Annotated in this window: 27 protein-coding genes; 15 read left to right on the top strand and 12 right to left on the bottom strand. The window is 45.7% G+C overall.

Annotated elements, in window-relative coordinates; translation table 11 throughout:
• Positions 1-11: 11 nt before the first annotated feature.
• From RA178_RS05585 to RA178_RS05530, 12 genes are all read right to left on the bottom strand, one after another.
• A complete protein-coding gene (locus RA178_RS05585) occupies positions 12-3,257 on the bottom strand; it encodes a phosphoribosyltransferase-like protein (RefSeq protein ID WP_306684870.1) in 3,246 nt (1,081 codons plus the stop codon).
• A 777-nt stretch (positions 3,258-4,034) separates the two neighbouring features.
• Entirely contained in the window at positions 4,035-4,394 is a 360-nt protein-coding gene (locus RA178_RS05580; protein ID WP_006082022.1) for a hypothetical protein, read from the bottom strand.
• The gene (locus RA178_RS05575) at positions 4,384-4,599 is read right to left on the bottom strand and encodes a helix-turn-helix transcriptional regulator (RefSeq protein WP_006082023.1); all 216 of its coding nucleotides are present in this window, start codon (positions 4,597-4,599) and stop codon (positions 4,384-4,386) included. The genes RA178_RS05580 and RA178_RS05575 overlap by 11 nt, the downstream gene beginning before the upstream one ends.
• Before the next feature lie 60 nt (positions 4,600-4,659).
• Positions 4,660-5,928, bottom strand: a complete 1,269-nt coding sequence (locus RA178_RS05570) for a tyrosine-type recombinase/integrase (RefSeq protein ID WP_306684869.1) — start codon at positions 5,926-5,928, stop codon at positions 4,660-4,662.
• Positions 5,929-6,153, bottom strand: a complete 225-nt coding sequence (locus RA178_RS05565; protein ID WP_106650792.1) for a hypothetical protein — start codon at positions 6,151-6,153, stop codon at positions 5,929-5,931.
• Positions 6,143-6,826 carry a replication protein P gene (locus RA178_RS05560; RefSeq protein WP_306684867.1) on the bottom strand — a complete coding sequence of 228 codons (684 nt, stop codon included), beginning with the start codon at positions 6,824-6,826 and terminating at the stop codon, positions 6,143-6,145. Before RA178_RS05560 ends, RA178_RS05565 begins: the two co-directional genes overlap by 11 nt.
• Positions 6,823-7,593, bottom strand: coding sequence for a helix-turn-helix domain-containing protein (locus RA178_RS05555; RefSeq protein ID WP_306684866.1), 771 nt, complete (start codon positions 7,591-7,593; stop codon positions 6,823-6,825). Before RA178_RS05555 ends, RA178_RS05560 begins: the two co-directional genes overlap by 4 nt.
• A gap of 143 nt (positions 7,594-7,736) precedes the next feature.
• The gene (locus tag RA178_RS05550) at positions 7,737-8,459 is read right to left on the bottom strand and encodes a hypothetical protein (RefSeq protein ID WP_306684865.1); all 723 of its coding nucleotides are present in this window, start codon (positions 8,457-8,459) and stop codon (positions 7,737-7,739) included.
• 163 nt (positions 8,460-8,622) lie between these two features.
• The gene (locus RA178_RS05545) at positions 8,623-8,949 is read right to left on the bottom strand and encodes a hypothetical protein (RefSeq protein WP_006083868.1); all 327 of its coding nucleotides are present in this window, start codon (positions 8,947-8,949) and stop codon (positions 8,623-8,625) included.
• A 5-nt stretch (positions 8,950-8,954) separates the two neighbouring features.
• Entirely contained in the window at positions 8,955-9,578 is a 624-nt protein-coding gene (locus RA178_RS05540) for a toxin YdaT family protein (protein ID WP_173497755.1), read from the bottom strand.
• Entirely contained in the window at positions 9,575-9,880 is a 306-nt protein-coding gene (locus tag RA178_RS05535) for a hypothetical protein (RefSeq protein ID WP_306684863.1), read from the bottom strand. Before RA178_RS05535 ends, RA178_RS05540 begins: the two co-directional genes overlap by 4 nt.
• 28 nt (positions 9,881-9,908) lie before the next feature.
• On the bottom strand, positions 9,909-10,139 hold the full coding sequence (locus RA178_RS05530) for a transcriptional regulator (protein ID WP_115336105.1): 231 nt from the start codon (positions 10,137-10,139) through the stop codon (positions 9,909-9,911).
• Positions 10,140-10,246: 107 nt separating this feature from the next.
• Here RA178_RS05530 and RA178_RS05525 point away from each other — a divergent pair, with 107 nt between their 5' ends.
• From RA178_RS05525 to RA178_RS05455, 15 genes are all read left to right on the top strand, one after another.
• A complete protein-coding gene (locus tag RA178_RS05525) occupies positions 10,247-10,972 on the top strand; it encodes an XRE family transcriptional regulator (protein WP_115334413.1) in 726 nt (241 codons plus the stop codon).
• A 218-nt stretch (positions 10,973-11,190) separates the two neighbouring features.
• Positions 11,191-11,952 (top strand): hypothetical protein, encoded by a 762-nt coding sequence (locus tag RA178_RS05520; protein WP_115334412.1) that lies wholly within the window; start codon positions 11,191-11,193, stop codon positions 11,950-11,952.
• Positions 11,946-12,818 carry a hypothetical protein gene (locus tag RA178_RS05515; protein ID WP_115334411.1) on the top strand — a complete coding sequence of 291 codons (873 nt, stop codon included), beginning with the start codon at positions 11,946-11,948 and terminating at the stop codon, positions 12,816-12,818. The genes RA178_RS05520 and RA178_RS05515 overlap by 7 nt, the downstream gene beginning before the upstream one ends.
• A 452-nt stretch (positions 12,819-13,270) precedes the next feature.
• A complete protein-coding gene (locus RA178_RS05510) occupies positions 13,271-13,642 on the top strand; it encodes a hypothetical protein (protein WP_306684861.1) in 372 nt (123 codons plus the stop codon).
• Between the two features lie 125 nt (positions 13,643-13,767).
• The gene (locus tag RA178_RS05505) at positions 13,768-14,115 is read left to right on the top strand and encodes a hypothetical protein (RefSeq protein WP_306684860.1); all 348 of its coding nucleotides are present in this window, start codon (positions 13,768-13,770) and stop codon (positions 14,113-14,115) included.
• A 30-nt stretch (positions 14,116-14,145) separates the two neighbouring features.
• On the top strand, positions 14,146-14,775 hold the full coding sequence (locus RA178_RS05500) for a hypothetical protein (RefSeq protein WP_306684859.1): 630 nt from the start codon (positions 14,146-14,148) through the stop codon (positions 14,773-14,775).
• Positions 14,772-15,161, top strand: coding sequence for a hypothetical protein (locus tag RA178_RS05495; RefSeq protein ID WP_306684858.1), 390 nt, complete (start codon positions 14,772-14,774; stop codon positions 15,159-15,161). The genes RA178_RS05500 and RA178_RS05495 overlap by 4 nt, the downstream gene beginning before the upstream one ends.
• A complete protein-coding gene (locus RA178_RS05490; RefSeq protein WP_306684857.1) occupies positions 15,158-15,802 on the top strand; it encodes a hypothetical protein in 645 nt (214 codons plus the stop codon). Before RA178_RS05495 ends, RA178_RS05490 begins: the two co-directional genes overlap by 4 nt.
• The gene (locus RA178_RS05485; RefSeq protein WP_012089462.1) at positions 15,799-16,092 is read left to right on the top strand and encodes a hypothetical protein; all 294 of its coding nucleotides are present in this window, start codon (positions 15,799-15,801) and stop codon (positions 16,090-16,092) included. Before RA178_RS05490 ends, RA178_RS05485 begins: the two co-directional genes overlap by 4 nt.
• Positions 16,093-16,371 (top strand): hypothetical protein, encoded by a 279-nt coding sequence (locus tag RA178_RS05480; RefSeq protein ID WP_306684856.1) that lies wholly within the window; start codon positions 16,093-16,095, stop codon positions 16,369-16,371.
• Positions 16,368-16,598 carry a hypothetical protein gene (locus RA178_RS05475; RefSeq protein ID WP_012586784.1) on the top strand — a complete coding sequence of 77 codons (231 nt, stop codon included), beginning with the start codon at positions 16,368-16,370 and terminating at the stop codon, positions 16,596-16,598. Before RA178_RS05480 ends, RA178_RS05475 begins: the two co-directional genes overlap by 4 nt.
• Positions 16,595-17,203, top strand: a complete 609-nt coding sequence (locus tag RA178_RS05470; RefSeq protein WP_306684855.1) for a hypothetical protein — start codon at positions 16,595-16,597, stop codon at positions 17,201-17,203. The genes RA178_RS05475 and RA178_RS05470 overlap by 4 nt, the downstream gene beginning before the upstream one ends.
• Positions 17,200-17,520: a hypothetical protein gene (locus tag RA178_RS05465; RefSeq protein WP_306684854.1), complete on the top strand. Its 321-nt coding sequence runs from the start codon at positions 17,200-17,202 to the stop codon at positions 17,518-17,520. The genes RA178_RS05470 and RA178_RS05465 overlap by 4 nt, the downstream gene beginning before the upstream one ends.
• Positions 17,517-17,642, top strand: a complete 126-nt coding sequence (locus RA178_RS05460; protein ID WP_012089916.1) for a hypothetical protein — start codon at positions 17,517-17,519, stop codon at positions 17,640-17,642. Before RA178_RS05465 ends, RA178_RS05460 begins: the two co-directional genes overlap by 4 nt.
• Complete coding sequence (locus RA178_RS05455; protein ID WP_254306298.1) at positions 17,639-17,869, top strand: hypothetical protein; 231 nt, start codon at positions 17,639-17,641, stop codon at positions 17,867-17,869. Before RA178_RS05460 ends, RA178_RS05455 begins: the two co-directional genes overlap by 4 nt.
• Position 17,870 lies beyond the last annotated feature (1 nt).

The following is a 17,870-nucleotide window of genomic DNA, read 5'->3' as shown; positions in this document are numbered from 1 at the left end:
ATTCAGATTATTCAGGTTGTAGGCCGACAAAAAAGCGGAACCCAAGATATAGAGCCGACTTTGGAGCAATGTAGTATTGGTAATGAATTATTAGGACATGTCTCTGGAAGAACTAAAAGTAGCCCCTGATTCTTATAGCCTAATGGATGTTTGTATAGTTTTGAACCTAATTGTAGGCAAAGTGCTTTAGCGTTATGCAGCTGTTCTTCGCTCTCCCAAAATGCTTGTCCTTCAGAAGGAAAAGCATAAGAGGCCGTGGATAATATTTCGCAAACATATACGTTGTATCTAACTCCATACCTTTCAAGTGTAGATTTGACTTTACTCTCCCCCTCTTCAGTTCCTATCAACGCAATTACCAAGATTGGAACGTCCAATTTCTTAATGTGAGGAGCAAGCTTCTCTAGTAGGTCAGACATCCCTTTTGATAATGTATCGCCACTACCAATAACATCGTCCACGACTATAATCGCTTTACAAAGTTCATCAGCTTTCTGGCTAGTTAGTCGTTTTATGAGCGAATTGCTTTCCAGGATACATGTTGTTGACATCAAGTTTATTTTAGCGTAATTCCTAGCATATTGGAGGCCGCTTTTTCCTACGCCATCTACAAATGTAATTAGGACATCATTGCGACGATCGGTACGACGAGTAATTGTTGAAATTCCGATCTCTGATCGAATAATTTTATCGTGTGCTTTTTTTAGATGCTCTTCAATCTCAAGTGGGTTAATGAATCGAGTTTGTTTAAGTATCGTAAATAACAGTCGTTGGTTCAGTACTTCAGGAACTTGGTCAAGCCAAGCTCTAACTCGTTCGCTATCAACTTTTTGTGAACGATATAGTGGCCACTGGGATACTAATTCTTGAATTTCTTTCGCAGTTACGTGGGCCTTGTCCTCTGCAGCTTTTATACCTTCTTCCAATTCGTCACCAAGAGTGCTCGTAATTAACTTGGTCAACCCATATTCTGTGAGCCAATGTTCGAATAAAGGTACCGTGAAATACAATTCACCGCCTCGCTCATATAAAATCTCTCTGCGTTGGAAATCTGAAACTAGCGGCGTTATCTCGTGCTCTGGTAGATGCGGACTAACACATCTCAACTTCACTTCATCTTCTTTTCGCTTCTGCTCGCGAAGCGATCTAGCGATCCCAACTAAAAGTCTTTGTCGCTTGAGCTCAGTAACTTCGGCATATTCACGTTCGAAACTGATACCATCTTTCCACAAATGTGCAAATGCATTCGTATCTAATTCGGATAAAACCATGGGTAAACTGTTTGCGACATCTGAAACAATAATTTCAGTGTCACGTACAGTAATTGCTGCATTAACAATTTTCGAGCACAACAGTTTTGTATAGTAGGGATGCCCATGTGTTAAGTTGAAAATATCATTTATAGCTTCATCATCCCAATTTAATTTCTCTTCTACAGGCTTAGTTATTAGTTCTAAGTATTCAGCCCACTCTGTACTTCGAGAGAAGTAGTCCAGTGTTTCTCTAGAAAATTTATTGAGTTGATCACCTTGAGCTCCAATAATGAAAGGCATTTTCTCACCACCAACCAATATGAACGCTAGATTCTTTCTTGCTGCAAGTGTCCTTAGGTTTGCAAAAAATGTTTCAGCAATTGGACCAGCTCGATACATCTCAGGGTGAATTTCATCAAACTCATCCAATATAATAATAAATTTTTTGTCTGAATGAGTTTGTTCTAGAGACTTTGCAATTAGATTGAGATGAGATAGGGATTCACTAAAATCAGCAGGTTTTACATCCTTCGCATTCATATATTCCGATAAAAAACTGTGAATATTTTCACCAAGAGCCTTCAATGTACCTTGTGGGGTTGTGGAGCAATATTCTCCATACTCCAAATATAAACTATGGAAATTTGAATGTTCGCGTTCCAGATAATTAACTACTGCTTTAGCAAGAGATGTTTTTCCTATTCGCTTTTGCCCGGTAACATAAGTTGATGTCATTGGATATTTTAGTAGTTTATTTGCGATTGCTTTCACTTTCGCACTTCTTCCCACGAACATATCACCTTCAGCCACTTCTAAACTATACGGCTCAAGAGTTTCTAGAGAACACCAATCTACATGCTCATTTTGCCCTTCAACGATTAAGTCAAATATTTCGCTCTGTTGTGTACCAAAAACTTCCCTCCAACTTATTTCTACCGTCATCTCAATTTTTTTAGAAGGTTCTATAACGAATGCTCTTATGGATACTGCAAACTTGCCAGGAGTAACATCACCACAACGCAGCTGATCATTTTCTATGATTATACTGGATTCACTGCCGCAATCGATTTCAACAACGACATCGACTGCAGTACTTGGTCCTTTGTTCACAAGAGGTAAGATAATATTTATATATCGATCCACTTGGTGAAGTGGATAGCGCTTTGCTGCTGCTCTTGGCGGTTTCCTTAAAGGCTCGATAACGGATGATAATCTTTCAGATGAAGTAGTTTTGACTAAAGTTATAGCTTCTTTTACAGCCACTAGAAACGGAAGCGCGAATTGTTCAGTAAAAAAGGATGGGGAAGTATTTACTAATAAAAAGCCTTCGTTCAAGATCTGTTCTAGCTCATCTAAACTAAGTTTATAATCTGCTCCACTACTATTCACTAAAGCATCAAGTACACCCACAAGTGCTTCAAGCTTTGTACTAATAGCTATAAAGTTAAAAGGCTGAAGGTAGGCTTTGTAGCCCGTGTGTCGTAAGCACTTAGAAATAGCATTTTTGTGAGTCGAAATTTCGTTAAGCGTTCCTGACATTTGGCTCAATATAGAGTAATGAGTGCATACTATACTGTGTAGATTTTTTATTTGTTTTATTTTTTCAAAATTTTGTTGTTTATCTTTAACATGACACAACTTCATCAAATCAGGGGCATTATGTTCGATAACAGAAATTAACTTTCTATTTACTAGGCTATGTTCGTCATCTAACAGGAATAAACCATCGATCGCCATACAACGGATTAAAAGAATAGCAACGTTTCTCTGCCCGCAAGTTGCAGTTTCAACTTTCCCAAGCACTCTTTCAAGATTAGATCCTGTGTGGAGTCCTTGGATATGGCACTCTTCAGTGATAAATTTAACTAATGCATTACGAGCCTCGTCGTAACTAGCGCTTGAATGAACACCTTCATCAACTTTGCGAATTTCGGTTTCAAAAAGAGACACTTTAGAAACACTTTCATCCACTTCAATACTTCGATTTAAAGTAATTTCATTCATAATCAATTTCCTACTCCTGCGTTGAATTTTTAAATTAGCTATCCTGTGTAGTTGCACACTAAATTTATGCCACTTAATAAGAATTGTTACTATTTCAAGGTTTTCACTCACATCTCAAAAATCAGGCAGGTTACCGTACGAGGCTGTCACTACCATAATGCACATTTCATCTGTTTTACACTGGTTTTATAAGCGCAATAATCAAAGCATTCCATCACAGTAAGTACTGCGTTCATCTTGGCTATAGATGCGCTAAATTATAATAAAAACAAGGAGATTATACGTTTAAACAGGGAGTGATTAGTGATAGATATCAAGAGTTGTGATTTAACACATATTGACAGTTCGTCCCTGATGCAAGTATTTGTCATCGCAGTGCTGTGATGAGGTATTCATCGAAGGTGCACTTTGAGCTCGTCCTTGTTAGGAAAGCAATATAACATCCAATTTACAATATGAATACATGTAACTTTAATGATTAATATTACATTTCAGATGGTTAATAGACTGCTAAATTAGACTTCAATTTCAAATTAGTTAGGGTTTACGGTATTAGTCGCTGTAAAGGATAGGAAGCAGAGTCGTTAACCACGAACTTTAGATCAACAGGCAGTGGAAACAACCTAGATTGACAAGGTTATTCCCATTGCAATGAAAAGTGGAATCGGCATATTTACCGAGATAGCGGGCTAAACCTTTGATAAAATCCAATCAACGGGTTAGCAGTCTTGGTGGACAACCGTCTAACCCGCCAGCCCTCGTAAGAGGGCGTTTCATTTAATTCATCCTATCCAGCAGTGCCATTTCGGCTTTTCTTAGCCAGAAGATGTAAGATTTTTTACTGTCAAATCCCATTAAGGCCCACTGCTCTTTGCAGAGGTAATGGGCGCGGATGGCGCGTTTACAGTTAATGGATAACTGCTCAACGAGGTGGTCAAAATGGGCGACGTGGGCAGGCACGTTGAGTTCGTGCTTTAAGTTGCCGCCGCCCAGCGCTTCGCCTAAACGGTCGCAGGCGCTGCGGTTCGAAAAACCCTTGCCCAATTCTTGATACACCCAATAACGGCCCCAGCGATACAGCCCTAACCGCAACGCCTTAATGTTCATCCTCTGCTCGGGTTCATCACTAAAGCCCATTGGCCACCTCATTTATCTTCTCGATGGAAAGCTTAAACACATCAAGGCATATCGATGTCACATCGTCATAGGGCGCAGTAGTACGGCCATTTTCCCAACGTTGGTAAGTGTTGCGGCTAATGCCGTAAATCTCAGCCACTTCGTCTTGGGTCATGCCCCGTAAACGGCGGCCTACTTTCAATACATCCGCGGCACGATTAGCCATAAATCCTCCTGCGTGAAGTCCATAACTCACTCGTTTTATTTCTAATTGTTATTGTCATTGTCATAACCACCCCACTAACATTGGCTCGTCTGGCTCGCTCGGCTCAGTGGTCGATTGGCGCATAATCTCGGGCGCCACATCATCAAACCCCAGCGTGATTAAGTGCGCATGGTAGGCATCTAACGCCATCAACATGCCCTTATCTAAGGTGCTGTTAACGTACGTGCGCAGCAGCAACGGCAAGGTGTGATTCAATATCCGCTCACCCACCATGGTATCTACCCCCATGTCGGCAATAATGGTGCGGCACAGTTTGCGCAGTGCATGCGATGTAAACGCCTTAAACCGAATCGTTTCACTCCAATATTGCGCAGTGCGAATGCTCACCGGCCCTACCTCGCCTGGGAACAAAAACGCCCGCTTGCCCACATGGGTGTATTGCCAGTGGGCATAATGGGTTATCAGCTTCTTGGCTGTGGGCGTCATAGGCAGGCGGTGCTCTTGGCGGTTCTTGGCATTCTCGGCGGGAATAAACCAGTAATCGCCGGCAAAGTGGTCCCATCTGGCTAAACGAGTTTCCCCTATGCGGGTACCGAACATCAGCATTAACACAAACAACATGGCCACCGGTCTTGCTGCATTTCGCAATGCGCTGAATAACGGGCCCACGTCCGACTCGCTTAACTGTGTGCCCACCAAAGGGGGCATCTTCAAACTCATTTGCACCCGATACCCCGCCAAGCTATTGCTGTCTAACACCCGTAAATCGGCCGCAACCGATAACGCCCGCTTTAACACCTTCACCGCGGCTTTGATGTAATTGGCCGAGTAGCCTTGCGCTAACATGGGTTTGATTAAGTAACTGTCCACCGCGATAAAGTTCAGCTCATTGAGTGGTAACTCACCAAAGCAGCCACTGAGATGTTTACTCACTAACGATTTACAGTTACTGCGCCAGCTGTTGCTTAAGGTGCGGTTGCATTCCACATGGGTGACAAACCACGCCAGTAATTGCGCTACTGTGGCAAACTCGTTGCTGATGACCGCTTGGCCCATGCTGCGTTTGGCGAGCAAACTGGGTAACTCGGTTAAAAAGGTCTTTAAGCACATCACTGGCCACACACCCTGCTTTTGCCACACGGTTTTGCCCGCTTCGTTCATCACTAAATACACCGAGGCTTGGCGTCTATCGGTCGAGGCCCGTAACCGCACCGCCGGAAACTGCGTGTCCCGAAAGTCCCGCGTTATCCCTGCCCGCAACCAACGGCGCAATACTGCATCGTTTAACTTGCCCTGCTCTACGCCTGTTGCTGTCATCACTTGCGCCATCTAGCCCTCCAACCGATATTCAAAGGTGTGATGGGTACCCGAGCGTATGCGTTTTACCCGCTGGTTAATCGGCATATCCCGAAACCGCGCACTTAACGCTGTCTCGCTGTCGTGAACCCCAAAGCGGTTAAAGCTCTCTTGCTGGATTTCAAACAGGGTCCAAAACCGTTTGCCTGTGATGATGCGCATCAAGCGTTCGCGCTGTGTCAGTGGTTTAGTCGCCATCGTTTGCCCCCTTAAGCCCAAGGTTGGTTCGTAAATTGGCAATAATTGATTTCGCCTTGGCCGCCTCAGTCGGCCGCGTCACGGTTTCGGGTAGTGCCTTAGGCAATTCCACATCGGTCAACTCGCCGCGGCTAAAGCGCCTGCATAAGACTTTGTAATTACGCTCAAACGTCATCAACACGTCCTTTTCAAGCCCTGTGGCAAACATCCAACTGCCCGTTTCACGTACCGCTAAGCGCACCACATCATGGCTCCACGTATGCTTATCAGGGTGATGGTAATGGCGGGTTGCCTCCTTAAACGCCGCCTCTAACTTGGGCAATCCCAAATCACAGGCCGTGGGTTGGCACCACAGCGCAAACTGGCGTGGTGTCGGCCAAAACTGCCTATCGCCCTGCTCGCGTCTGGCGCGATTTAGCCCCGCTTGCACTTGCTCGCGGCTTGTAATCCCCTGCGCCGCCAAGGTTTTAAGCCACTCGGCTTTGTGGGTTGCTTCGTCCTCAGGCCGCGGTGCACTCACCGGAAACAACACTCGCAACTTGCTAAACACGCTGTCCACAATCGCCATGTCCATTGCCGTGGGTTCGGGTTGGCTCACACGCCCCTGCCCAACCAGCGGTTGGCGGATTAAGGTCTGTAGTGATTTCATGCTCGCATTTTGATTAGCCGTCATATCAAGGGGTCCTCAGGGTCATACACCGCGTAACTCCAATCCACTTGCCCAACGGCGGCGGCCATCGGTCTTGGCAACGGCGTTAGCCAGTGGCGTTCGCGGATAAACTTGGTAATGCCGAGCACAAACTGGCCGTTAGCGCTAAAGCCCCAACTCGTATCCAGCGCCGCAGCCTCCTTCAACCACGTCACCGCCAACACACAATCGGCATCAGTCAGCTTTTCACCCTTCCACGCTTTCCACGCAGCCGAATCCGAGCCGCCTTTGCGATGGGCCGGATACGCTTTGAAAAACGCATTGAAAACCGACTTAGCACTAGTTGCTGGACAAGAGTCTTTTAAAGATTCATTGATAGGTTCAAAAGAGTGACAGATTCCGGTGCTATCTGGTGGCAGAGGGGGTCTGCTATCTGGTGGCACCCCTATGCTATCTCGTGGCAGAGGGGGTCTGCTATCTGGTAGCACCCCTATGCTATCTGGTAGCACAGGGGGTGCTACCTCGTAGCAGATTGAAATTGTATAAATATTGGTTAAATTCCCCTTAGGCCCCTTACGATATTTAACCGTGACAAAACCCATATCAACCAAGGCCGCAATATGCTTTCTCACTGTGCTATGACCAATCTCACACTGATCTGCGATATGCTGATGGCTCGGCCAACACTCACCATTATCGTTCGCGTTATCGGCAAGCTTGATCAACACCAGCTTGCGCAGTGGATTACCCACTTTGGCCTTCATCGCTTTTACCATCAATTCCATACTCATAAGTCACCCCCAAACAGAGCAACCCACTGCGCAAAATTGACGAAACCATCATGTATACGTAACATGTAATAGCCTCACTTAGGTATTAAGCCCGCACCTAGTCGCCAAACTTTAGCGGGCTTTCTTATGTCTACAGCAACGGGTCAACTGCAATGCGCCCCGTTGCCCTCCGCTCGCTCGCCTTCACTGCCAAGCAAGTAAACCTTGTGCGCCAAGTTACTGCGCAACTGGCTAAAAAAATCACGCCGTTGAATGTGCACGTTGCGGCTTTTCGCTATTGCACTCATATCAACCGCACTCGCATCAGCCGCGCCTACATCCTCCGCCAATAGCGCAATAGAACGTTCCGCGCGTTGTTCTTCCATCAACAGATAATTCATAATCCAATCAATGCTCACCGTTGGCAGCAACAACTGCTTACTACTGCCCAGCAACGCCTTATCCACTATGTCGGTCGCGATAACCGCCCAACGCTCGGGGCGACTATGCTGCAATTCATCGCAGTTCCTTAACACCTCAACCATTCGGCCCACCTGCGTTCGCCTAAACAACTCCGCCGTGGTATGCCCATGAAAACAGGCAATGTCTTTGCCCATGTTCACGCCACTTAACGCTGCCCGTTCAGAGGTTGCCGCGCTAGGATCTTTGGCGTTAGGCTCAGTGCTATTAGGCATGTTCGACTTAGATTTAAGCGCCATCGCCTTAAGCATTAACTGCTTTGCTTGCATCATGAGTAACGTCACTTGTGCGGTTTCCATCTCGGTAAGCGCGGCCACGGCGGGCCCATCAGCACGGCTAACTTGCCCATGCACCGAACACGCGGCGCCGCCCTCCAAACAACAAATTAAACATTCAGGATCAAACATCGTTTATCCTCCTCACTGCCACTTAGGTATCAAGCCCGCATTCGTCGCCAAACTTTGGCGGGCAATTTGATAACTGCGTTTTTTACGCGCCCAGTTATCACTTAACTGATTTGTGAACATGACATTCACTCCTTCTTTTATTCCAACAAGTCATTTCAACAACTCATTTCAACAACTGCCACTTATGCCCATTGGCACACACGGCGCGTTTTGAGCCCGACTTGGTTTGCTTTAAAGCCAAACCGCACTGGCCACACGGCACATCAGCCACCCGCTTAAGCATCACCGCATTAATCTGTGCGCTGTGATTAGCGCGTTTAGGCCGATAACCTAACGCCCGCGCCACTTTTACATACTCTTTCGCAATCCATTTGCCATCGGGTTCTAAGTGCAAACCGTCACCGATCATGTCGCCCAAGCGGATCAACTGCTGGTGCAACTCGGTCTTAGCACTGGCGATAACATTGATGTTAAGGTTCGATTGCGGCATCGCGATCACTTCTCGGCCGCGAATTGCGCCGCCTTACCGCCATGACTCGCTAAATATGGGTACGCCAGCTCTAGCGCCGCCATGCTCGCTTGCGTGGTCGCCGCCGACTCTTTTAACTCGCGGTGCGCCGCCACTAACTGCTCGCGCTTGGGCTCCTCGCCCAAATGGATCACCGCCACTTGCGCCTCGGCGTTCTCTTTGGTGAGCGATGCCGCCATATCGGCCACATGCAGCACATGGCCATCATTCATGCGGTCGGCAATGACCGTCACCCCAGTGCAACCAAACACATCGTTGAGATACTGCACCCGCAAATGCTCGGGCAATGCCGCCACCAGTGCTTGCTCAACATGAAACAAGCGATCCGCCTGCGGATGTTGGCCCTCGTACTGGCCAAGCCAACGGAACAGCTTTTGGGCATTAATTCGCGCATCGTTGTGCACGTCTTGCGTGCTCGCAAAGCTAATGCCCTCCGCCGCTAATACCTCGCTTAGCCCAAGGCGCTCAACCGCCGCAACAAAATCAATCGCCAGCGCAAAGCGCGTCATCTTGGGTAACTCCAACACCCGATGAATCGTTTTCATCAACAAATTCAAACGGCTATCTTTTTTTCGTGAATGGGTTTTCATGCTAATAAGCCTCTCTCTGTTAATTTACAGTTGTAGGAAGTACAAATGAGTTTGGATTGGTAGTATTGACGGTCTGATAGAGTCGCTTTTAAATTCAAGTGGTTGCCTATGGTGTGAACAAAATAAGTTGCATCACGTAGCTGTAAGCAACCATTGTCATTTTCAGATTTAACTTTGCTAAAGAGTGCAAAGATCTGTTTAGACATGGTTCCTGAATGCATACCTACTTCATGCTTTCGCACATCAGCATAAAACTGACGAATAACTGAGAGTATTTGATGAATAAAGGTAAATATTTTCATATAGTTACCACTATTAAGCATGAAGTGATTACGCAGCTTCATTTGGATGTGGAAATAAATCGACCAAGTCAGGGCGGATCTTGTATGCAGGAACGGCTCCATGAGTTGCCTTTTCAATTCGTTTCGCATTTTCTGCTGAAACTTTTTTCCGGCCATGAAGCCATGCACAAACTGATGGCTGCTTTACGTTGCAGGCATCAGCAAGTTTCTGCTGACTTCCTAATACATTTATAGCCTGCGCAATAGCTTTTACAGCCATAAAATACCTCCACTCATTTAAATTAACCAAATAATAGCCAAAGGTATTACCAATGTAAATAGCTTTAGATATTTGACGAGATATAACTATGGCTATAAATTTCACTTATGAATAAAAATGAATCTTTTGCGGATAGATTAAGAACGGCCATGGATGAGGCTGGTTACACTCAAGCATCACTAGGTGAGGCTATAGGCATGGCGCAACCAAGCGTCTGGAAACTAACAACAGGTAAAACTAAAAACACCAGAAAGCTTTATGAAATTGCGAAAGTTTTGAGAGTGAGTCCTGAATGGCTTCTCAATGGGCACGAACCCATGAGGTTGGGTGAACTCTCAAACAAACAACAACAGATTCCTGATAAATCAGAATGGGGTACCCTTGAAGCTTGGGATGATTCAACCCCAATTAATAGTGACGAAGTTGAAGTGCCATTCTTACGAGACGTTGAATTTGCCTGTGGTGATGGAACCTTTAATGATGAGGATTACAATGGCTTCAAGCTAAGGTTCTCTAAATCAACTCTACGTAAAGTTGGAGCTAATACGGATGGTTCTGGAGTGATTTGTTTCCCTGCCAGAGGAAACAGCATGGAGCCATACATACCTGATGGAACAACTGTTGCTGTAAATACAAACGATAAAAAGATTGTTGATGGGAAAATTTATGCCATCAATGAGAATGGATGGAAACGCATTAAAGTACTTCGCCGTTCTTCACCAGATAAGCTAAATATTTTGAGTTTTAATAGTGATGAATATGAGCCCGAGGACAAGCCTGCTGAATCAGTAGAAATAATCGGTAGAGTTTTCTGGTATTCAGTTATTGTGTGATCAAATTGAACTGGCTGATATTGGTTCTACTTCTTCGACAATCAGTTGCATCATTAAGAACTATTCAAGAAAAACAGCACTGTGGCAGTGGTGGTTAATGTATAGCAAATGGTAAACGTTTACTTTTTATAATCGAACGCTCATGATGTGAATTTAGACATATCAGCATTTATAAAAAGTAAGTATTTTTAGTTTATCAAATTTAAAAGGATTTTTACGTGATAAGAATAGGAAGGCTTCTCCCCGGTTGCCAAAAGATTCGTGAAGGTCAACACCAAGCTCTAAAAGGGTTTGCATCATTAATGACTTCTAATGGTGATTATGAAGAAGTAGTCGTATTTGCAAAAGAATTATCCTCCCGTGAAATTTCTACTGAAGTAATATGTGCAGCTTTAGGCCGTGCACTGTCAATCCCAATACCTGAGCCAGTTGTACTTTTTGATGAAAACAACAAGCTTTTCTTTGCTAGTGTTGATGCAGCTTATCCCAGTCTAGCCCAATACGTTATTGACTCAACAGATAGCACTGTAATGGAAAAACTTACCAATTGGCCGATTTTAAGAGACGCGGCTCTTTTTGATGAGTTAATCGCAATGGGTGACAGGCACGATGGTAATTTACTCTTTAATGGTGAAGACTTCATATTGATCGACCATGAAAATGCTATTCCACCTGGGCTAGGCTTTGACCAATGGGGGGTAGATTACTATTTAAATCAATTGTTAGATGTTGTTAAATCAAACATTGATCCACACAATGAAATTGCTCTGCAAGCTACAGTTAAGCATTCTAGAGATTGGGCTGATGCCAAAAAGCATATTGTAGTCGATGGGCTAAAAGATCAAATTCCCGATTCATTAATCGACGCCAAGACACAACATCAGATGCTAAACTTCTTAGCATTACGAATCGGAGTTATAAGTCATTTGCTCTATCAGCAGATAAAACCAATGCAGACACAGATGAATTTCCCATGCTAAACATTGATTTTATTCTTAAAAACGTACCTCCATTGCCTTCCATCAAAGCAAAGTGGGTATCTATATATTTAGAGCCTATCTTGGGTTCAGGCGAACGTTTGACTATTATCGTTGCAACAATAACTTCCACTGGCAATGTATTAGTAAAGCCTGCTATCAGGAAAGAAGTTGTTGATGCCATGTATGATGCTAAAGCTCCATCATTTAATAAGATGGTCGAGATGATAGCTAATAGCCTTGAACAGCACTTAAAAAGAACTGGAGAATTTCATAGTTGGGTTGCTCCAGTTTCTGGTATAACACTTGGTATCGAAAGAGCAGCAGCCTCAGCTACAACAGCAGGCATCTTACGCCAAGCTGTATCATTATCATCAAGCTTGTCATCATTACATGATGAAGCTGAGAGCATCGCACTAAAATCAGACATTGGAAAAGATAAATGGTCTACCCAGCTAATTGATGCAGTACTTAGTAAAGACCCCAGAAGGCAGATTTTTTTCAATCAAAACTATAGTTTTGAAGATGGACATCGACCTGCCAAAATCTTCTACCTAAGTGATACGGCGGCTATTAATACAGGGAAGCTTTTCCCCCAGAATTTAAACACTTTAGTTATTGATAGTAAGGCAAAAATTAGCGATTTATCACTCATAAAAAAACATGGGAACTTTTTTGAGCGCGACAGTCATGAGATGCTAATTTTCCGCCCGACGGATGATGACCCGGCATACAGTGATAAGAATATTCAGACAATACACAGTGCTTTTTTAACACTTCAAGATTTAGCTGATACTTATGATGTAAAAATTCAACCCGTTTACTCTATAGAAGAAGCTGCGAGCATCATTTTAAGCACTGCTGCATAAACGTAATATGTATAAAAACCTCTATGGCGGTTTTTATACATCCCCCTGCTGTGTTTTACGGCCTAATTTTTTAAATCGTAAAACTGACATCAACTCACCACCACCTCTTCCATAAAATTCATTACCAAACGAAAAATAAATCACTTTTTAGGACAAACGATAATACCCAAAGCAATATTTATTGCTTTAGGCATTTACACCTCGAATAGCTTTAGCTATATTATTATGGAGATTACCAATAAGATTTAACCAATCAGAACCAAAAGTGGCTTAACTGTGCAAGTGATCAGTAATACGTTCAACCATGCTCCGTTCTGACGGCATTGACGGGAACTGTTTTAACACTGCCATTTGTCAAATTTTGCTTGAACACAAAGCTAACCGAATGATTGGTATAGCTAAAACTAATCTAGATCAACACAACTTAAAATTCGACAGCCGAGGACAAGGAAATGATTCTAGCGAAAGTTCACACCACACCTAAGCAACGCGATGAGTTTCGTCTACTGGTTGCAATACGTTTTGCCTGCTTGATGGCGCTAGCCAAGGGCCACACCGACCCGATGGATTGCCCACGGGTGCAAGTCCGTTGCGCCGAGCTAGTCAAGCATTTTGCCTATCACCACCCTAGCGCTGCGTTTTATCGCCAGTTCATCCGCCACACGGGCGAACTCGGGCTCAATTTCTGCCTGCGCTTCACTGAGCCCCAACAAGGCTTGTACGGCAAGGTGATGGTGTGGCGCAACGATTCGCAAGCCGTCACTAATGTGCATCCGCTGCATCCGCTGCACACGATGACGCCAGCCGCGCCCGTCGGCCGCTAAGCAGCAGAGCCGCTAAGCCGCCGCGAACATTCACGATTTAGGCTATCTAGGCAAAGCAACCAAGGGGTGATGGTCCATATCCCTGTAACGATTACGGCGACAGTTTCACCTTGTTGGAGGCATTTATGTTTTTTGTTTACGGCGTGTCCATGACCTTAGCGAAAAATCAAGCGGCCAAAAAATGCAGCACCTCTGTAGGCGTGCATCCTAACCGCCGTCAACTGAGCCCCGATGAGTACCAAGCCAAGTTGGATGATATGGCGCAGCACTTGTTTGAAACCATGAAGCCACAACGTCTGTCGCATTCGTTATCGACGCCCGCGCTGTGCCAGCAATATATCGTTTTAGCCATGACCCAAGAAGCCCACCGCGATGTGCATATTCGCTATCACAAGCTGTCGGACAAGGTGAACCCAAAAACCAAGAAACCCATCATCAATCTGGTGGTGTTTAACGGCGAAGCCGCAGCCTAGCCCTGCTAATTCAAAAGGAAGGAATAGCGTATGAACCACCCAACGAGAACATCATTTTTAAACGATGTGGCCGAACATCAACTCACCATTCTTAAAGATGATGGAGTGTTCCGTCACATGGTACTCAGCCAAGGCAGCTTTGAGCATCGCTTTGAGATCACCACATGGCCGCAGCATCTGTGCATCAGTGGCGATATGGGCTGTTACGTATTTTCTCGGGTGCAGGACATGTTTAGCTTCTTTCGCCAAAGCGGTGATGACTGGGGTGTGAATGCGAGTTACTGGGAAGAAAAGGTACTGGCTGAGTGTAAAACCGACGGCACTCGCGAGTTTGATGCCAAGGAAGCCGATCAACGCCTTGAGCAGTTTTTGCAGTGGTTTATTGAAGGGCAGGATCCAACGAATGAAGAAGAGGCAGAGGCGATTAACAGCGCGACCAATGCCGTTAAGGAGTTTACCCAAAACCGCGAGAACGCCGAGTGGGATGTGGTTTATCGCCTCAATAACTGGGATGAAGGAGATGCGGGTGGCATGACATTGGATGATTTTTGGGATGGCTGGAAAGACCCCTTCACCTATCGCTTTATCTGGTGCTGTTACGCCATCGTTTTTGCCATCCGCCAATACGACGAAGCGACCCAAAGCAAGGAGGCAGCATGAGCAACGAACATGATTTTTATGCCAAACATTACCCTTGGCTCAATGCAGATCAACGTGAGTGTTTTGATTTCCTTTGTGACATTCACAACGGCGGCAATCACATGTTTGGAAAAATCCAAGCCTGTGGTGAGCTGGGGTTATCAATCAACAGTACTAGCGCGCATTACATGTCTACCTTCGACTATAGCGCCCTCACAACTGCCGTCGTTCTTGCACATGACCGCATGATCCGCTTTCAAATCGAGCCATCGGGCCCACGCATGTTGAAGCTCGTTGCACATAAACGCCATCAACGTGAGGGCCGAATGAATGAGCGTCACCCCACAATGGAAGACGCGATTAACAATGTAAGGAAGCAATACCCATGTGATGAGGTGGCAGCATGAAACAACGCCCTATTATCTTCAACACCGAAATGGTGCGTGCCATTCTTGATGGCCGTAAAACACAAACGCGGAGAACTGTTAATCCTGCTCAAGTTCAAAGCGAAAGACTTCCGCTAGAAACATCAAAAGGAATATTCAAGTTTTGGTGTTCTGATGAAGTAAGTAGTCCATTTGGCTTGGTTGGTGATCAGCTTTATGTTCGTGAGACTTGGCGACAGTTCAATTCATCTGATGAATGTGGTTGCAGTGAATCGCCTTGCTCATGTCCGGCTAACGGAACGGTTCTATTCAAAGCAACGGGTGATAGTGGCGAAAGCAAATGGAAACCATCTATCCATATGCCTCGTTCTTGCGCTCGTATTCTGCTTGAAGTCACTGCCGTTCGGGTAGAAAGGCTAAATGATATTAGCGAGCAAGATGCAAAAGCAGAAGGTTTGCAATATCACGCCCTTTACCAAAAGTGGGGTGGCGTTGAAAAGCATTCAAGCCATAAACCTCACTCGCCTCATTGGCGTTGGTATAAAAACCCACAGCATGCTTTTAAATCCCTATGGAACTCAATCTATGAAAATTGGGATGCCAACCCGTGGGTGTGGGTGATCGAGTTTAAGGTGATCAGTACCACAGGCGGTGCTGCATGAACCACTTACTCCCAGGCTTTGAATCACAAGAGCGCGTTGCGTTATTGCTGTCACTCACCCGCATTAGTTCGCCCGAGGTGATTGCCGCATTAACGCTGCATTACACCAGCGCCCTGCCCGCCGAACGTGCGGCCGCTCGCCACGGCATTGAACTGTCGAACTTTATGCGCGGGCAAAAGAAGCTAGAGCAAATCGCCGCCACGGTTGAGGCCATTAAGGCCATCGACTGGGCCAAGCTGCAATTAACTCATTTGCAATCAAGCTCTTTGCAACCGAAGCAGGTGGCCTAAATGACTCAATCAGCGGCGTTTCGCCATCTGCTAAATCATTATCGCAGCCATAAGTTAAGCCTGTTACTCAAGGCCAAAACGGGCGACAGCATCAAAATCGCGCTGGCACTCGGCGCGTTAGATTGCCTCTACTGGCAAGCATTGGGCAACGGTTTAACCAACCTCGCCAAGGGCATTAGCCGCACCATAGTGTATTCGTACCGATATCACCCTATGCGTCTGCCCTGCCATTCGCCTGTCAGCCAAGCAAGCGACAACCAAAACAAGGAGGCGGCATGAATACGTTTAGCACCAAAGATGGCGTGGTCACGTTATCTAAGCCCTACTCCACCTTGATGTGCGATCAGCAACAAATCGAAGTGAAGTACACCCCAAACAACTATCACGGTTGGGGTATTTGTAAGTCTTTTAACGCCATCGAGTGCAGCGACTTCGGCCAAGCCGACGCCGAAGTATTCGCACTCAACGCAGAATCAAAACTCAGGATAAAAGGAGAAGCAGCATGAGCACACCCAAGATTAAAGCGTTTCAAGTACAAGAACATTGCGAGGGCGCCGCGTGCATTGTGTTTCATCAACATGCTGCCGCCGCTCGCCGCATAGGTGCGGGCGAACTCAATCTGACGTTTGAAGATGATATGTCAGTGACTCGCTGCCCTGAATATGACCAATACGCTGAGCAAGGCAACGTTCCTTATCAAGTGTTACTGGCGGATGGTTGGTGTTTTACCTGTTACCACTGCGGCAACCCAATTAAAGCCGAAGACGATGAAGGCAATGCAACGGACATTGAAACGGTGATCTGCATCGGCGAGGCGTTTTATTGCAACGCGGCGTGCTATTCACAAAAACAAGCTGACATTACGCAGCACAATGCTAAGGCAGAAGCCTTTAAGCAACGACTGTTATCACTGTGCCCTGATCTGACCTTCACGGCGTTTAACGGTGCATATCCACAACTGTATTGCACTGCGACATTTACTTTTGAGGGTGCTCAATATGGCGGCTCAGTGGCCTATGACAAGGCTGGCGAGCTTGATTGGCGAGTATCAAACACTGATTTGCCCGCATGGCAAACATATCAAGCCCCGCGCCAAGGAGAAGTAGCATGAAGTCGATACAAGCAGCAACAGTAGAACGTGAAGAAGGTTATTGGACCCATCCCGATATGCCCGAGTGGGATGAAGGTGTGACCCGTGTGGAGTGTGAAGCATGGGCAGCACGCCAAGGCGGCGAGTTTGTAGCGATTTGGTTTGAACTAGATGCCACTGAACATCAGATCGAGCGCTACTTTGACGAGGGCGATAACGATATCAGCGATTGGAACCCCGTTTGCGACAAAGCCGGCTCATTCTTACTGAGTATTCACGATACCGAAGATGGCCCCGTCGCGCTGTTCTTCGCGCCGAAGGATAAGGAAGCAGCATGAAGCAATCTGCAGTGATCAAAGACGCTTTACGCCAGTGGTATACACTGCCCCGCAAACAAGCCGGCAGCTGCCAACAATTTTTAAAACGACTCGCCGAGGAATTGGCAAAGGAAGGTAAATGATGATTAAGTCTACTGCTAAACCCGTAATTAAAGGCTATTGGACCACTAAGGATTTAACTGCGCGCTATAGATGTTCAAGTCGCACAATTGTTCGGTGGATGCAGCGAGAAAAACATCCTTTCCCACTACCCAGAATATTAGCCATTGGAAGTTATAACCGATGGGCAATTGATGATGTAGAGGAATGGGAAGCAGCCGGAGTCGATACATCACAGCATGCAGCCTAAT

It is taken from the genome of Shewanella oncorhynchi (assembly GCF_030848765.1).
In the GTDB taxonomy this organism is placed as follows: Bacteria; Pseudomonadota; Gammaproteobacteria; order Enterobacterales; family Shewanellaceae; genus Shewanella; species Shewanella oncorhynchi.
Note: the sequence above shows the minus strand (reverse complement) of the source record. Positions and strands in the feature narration are given on the sequence as shown.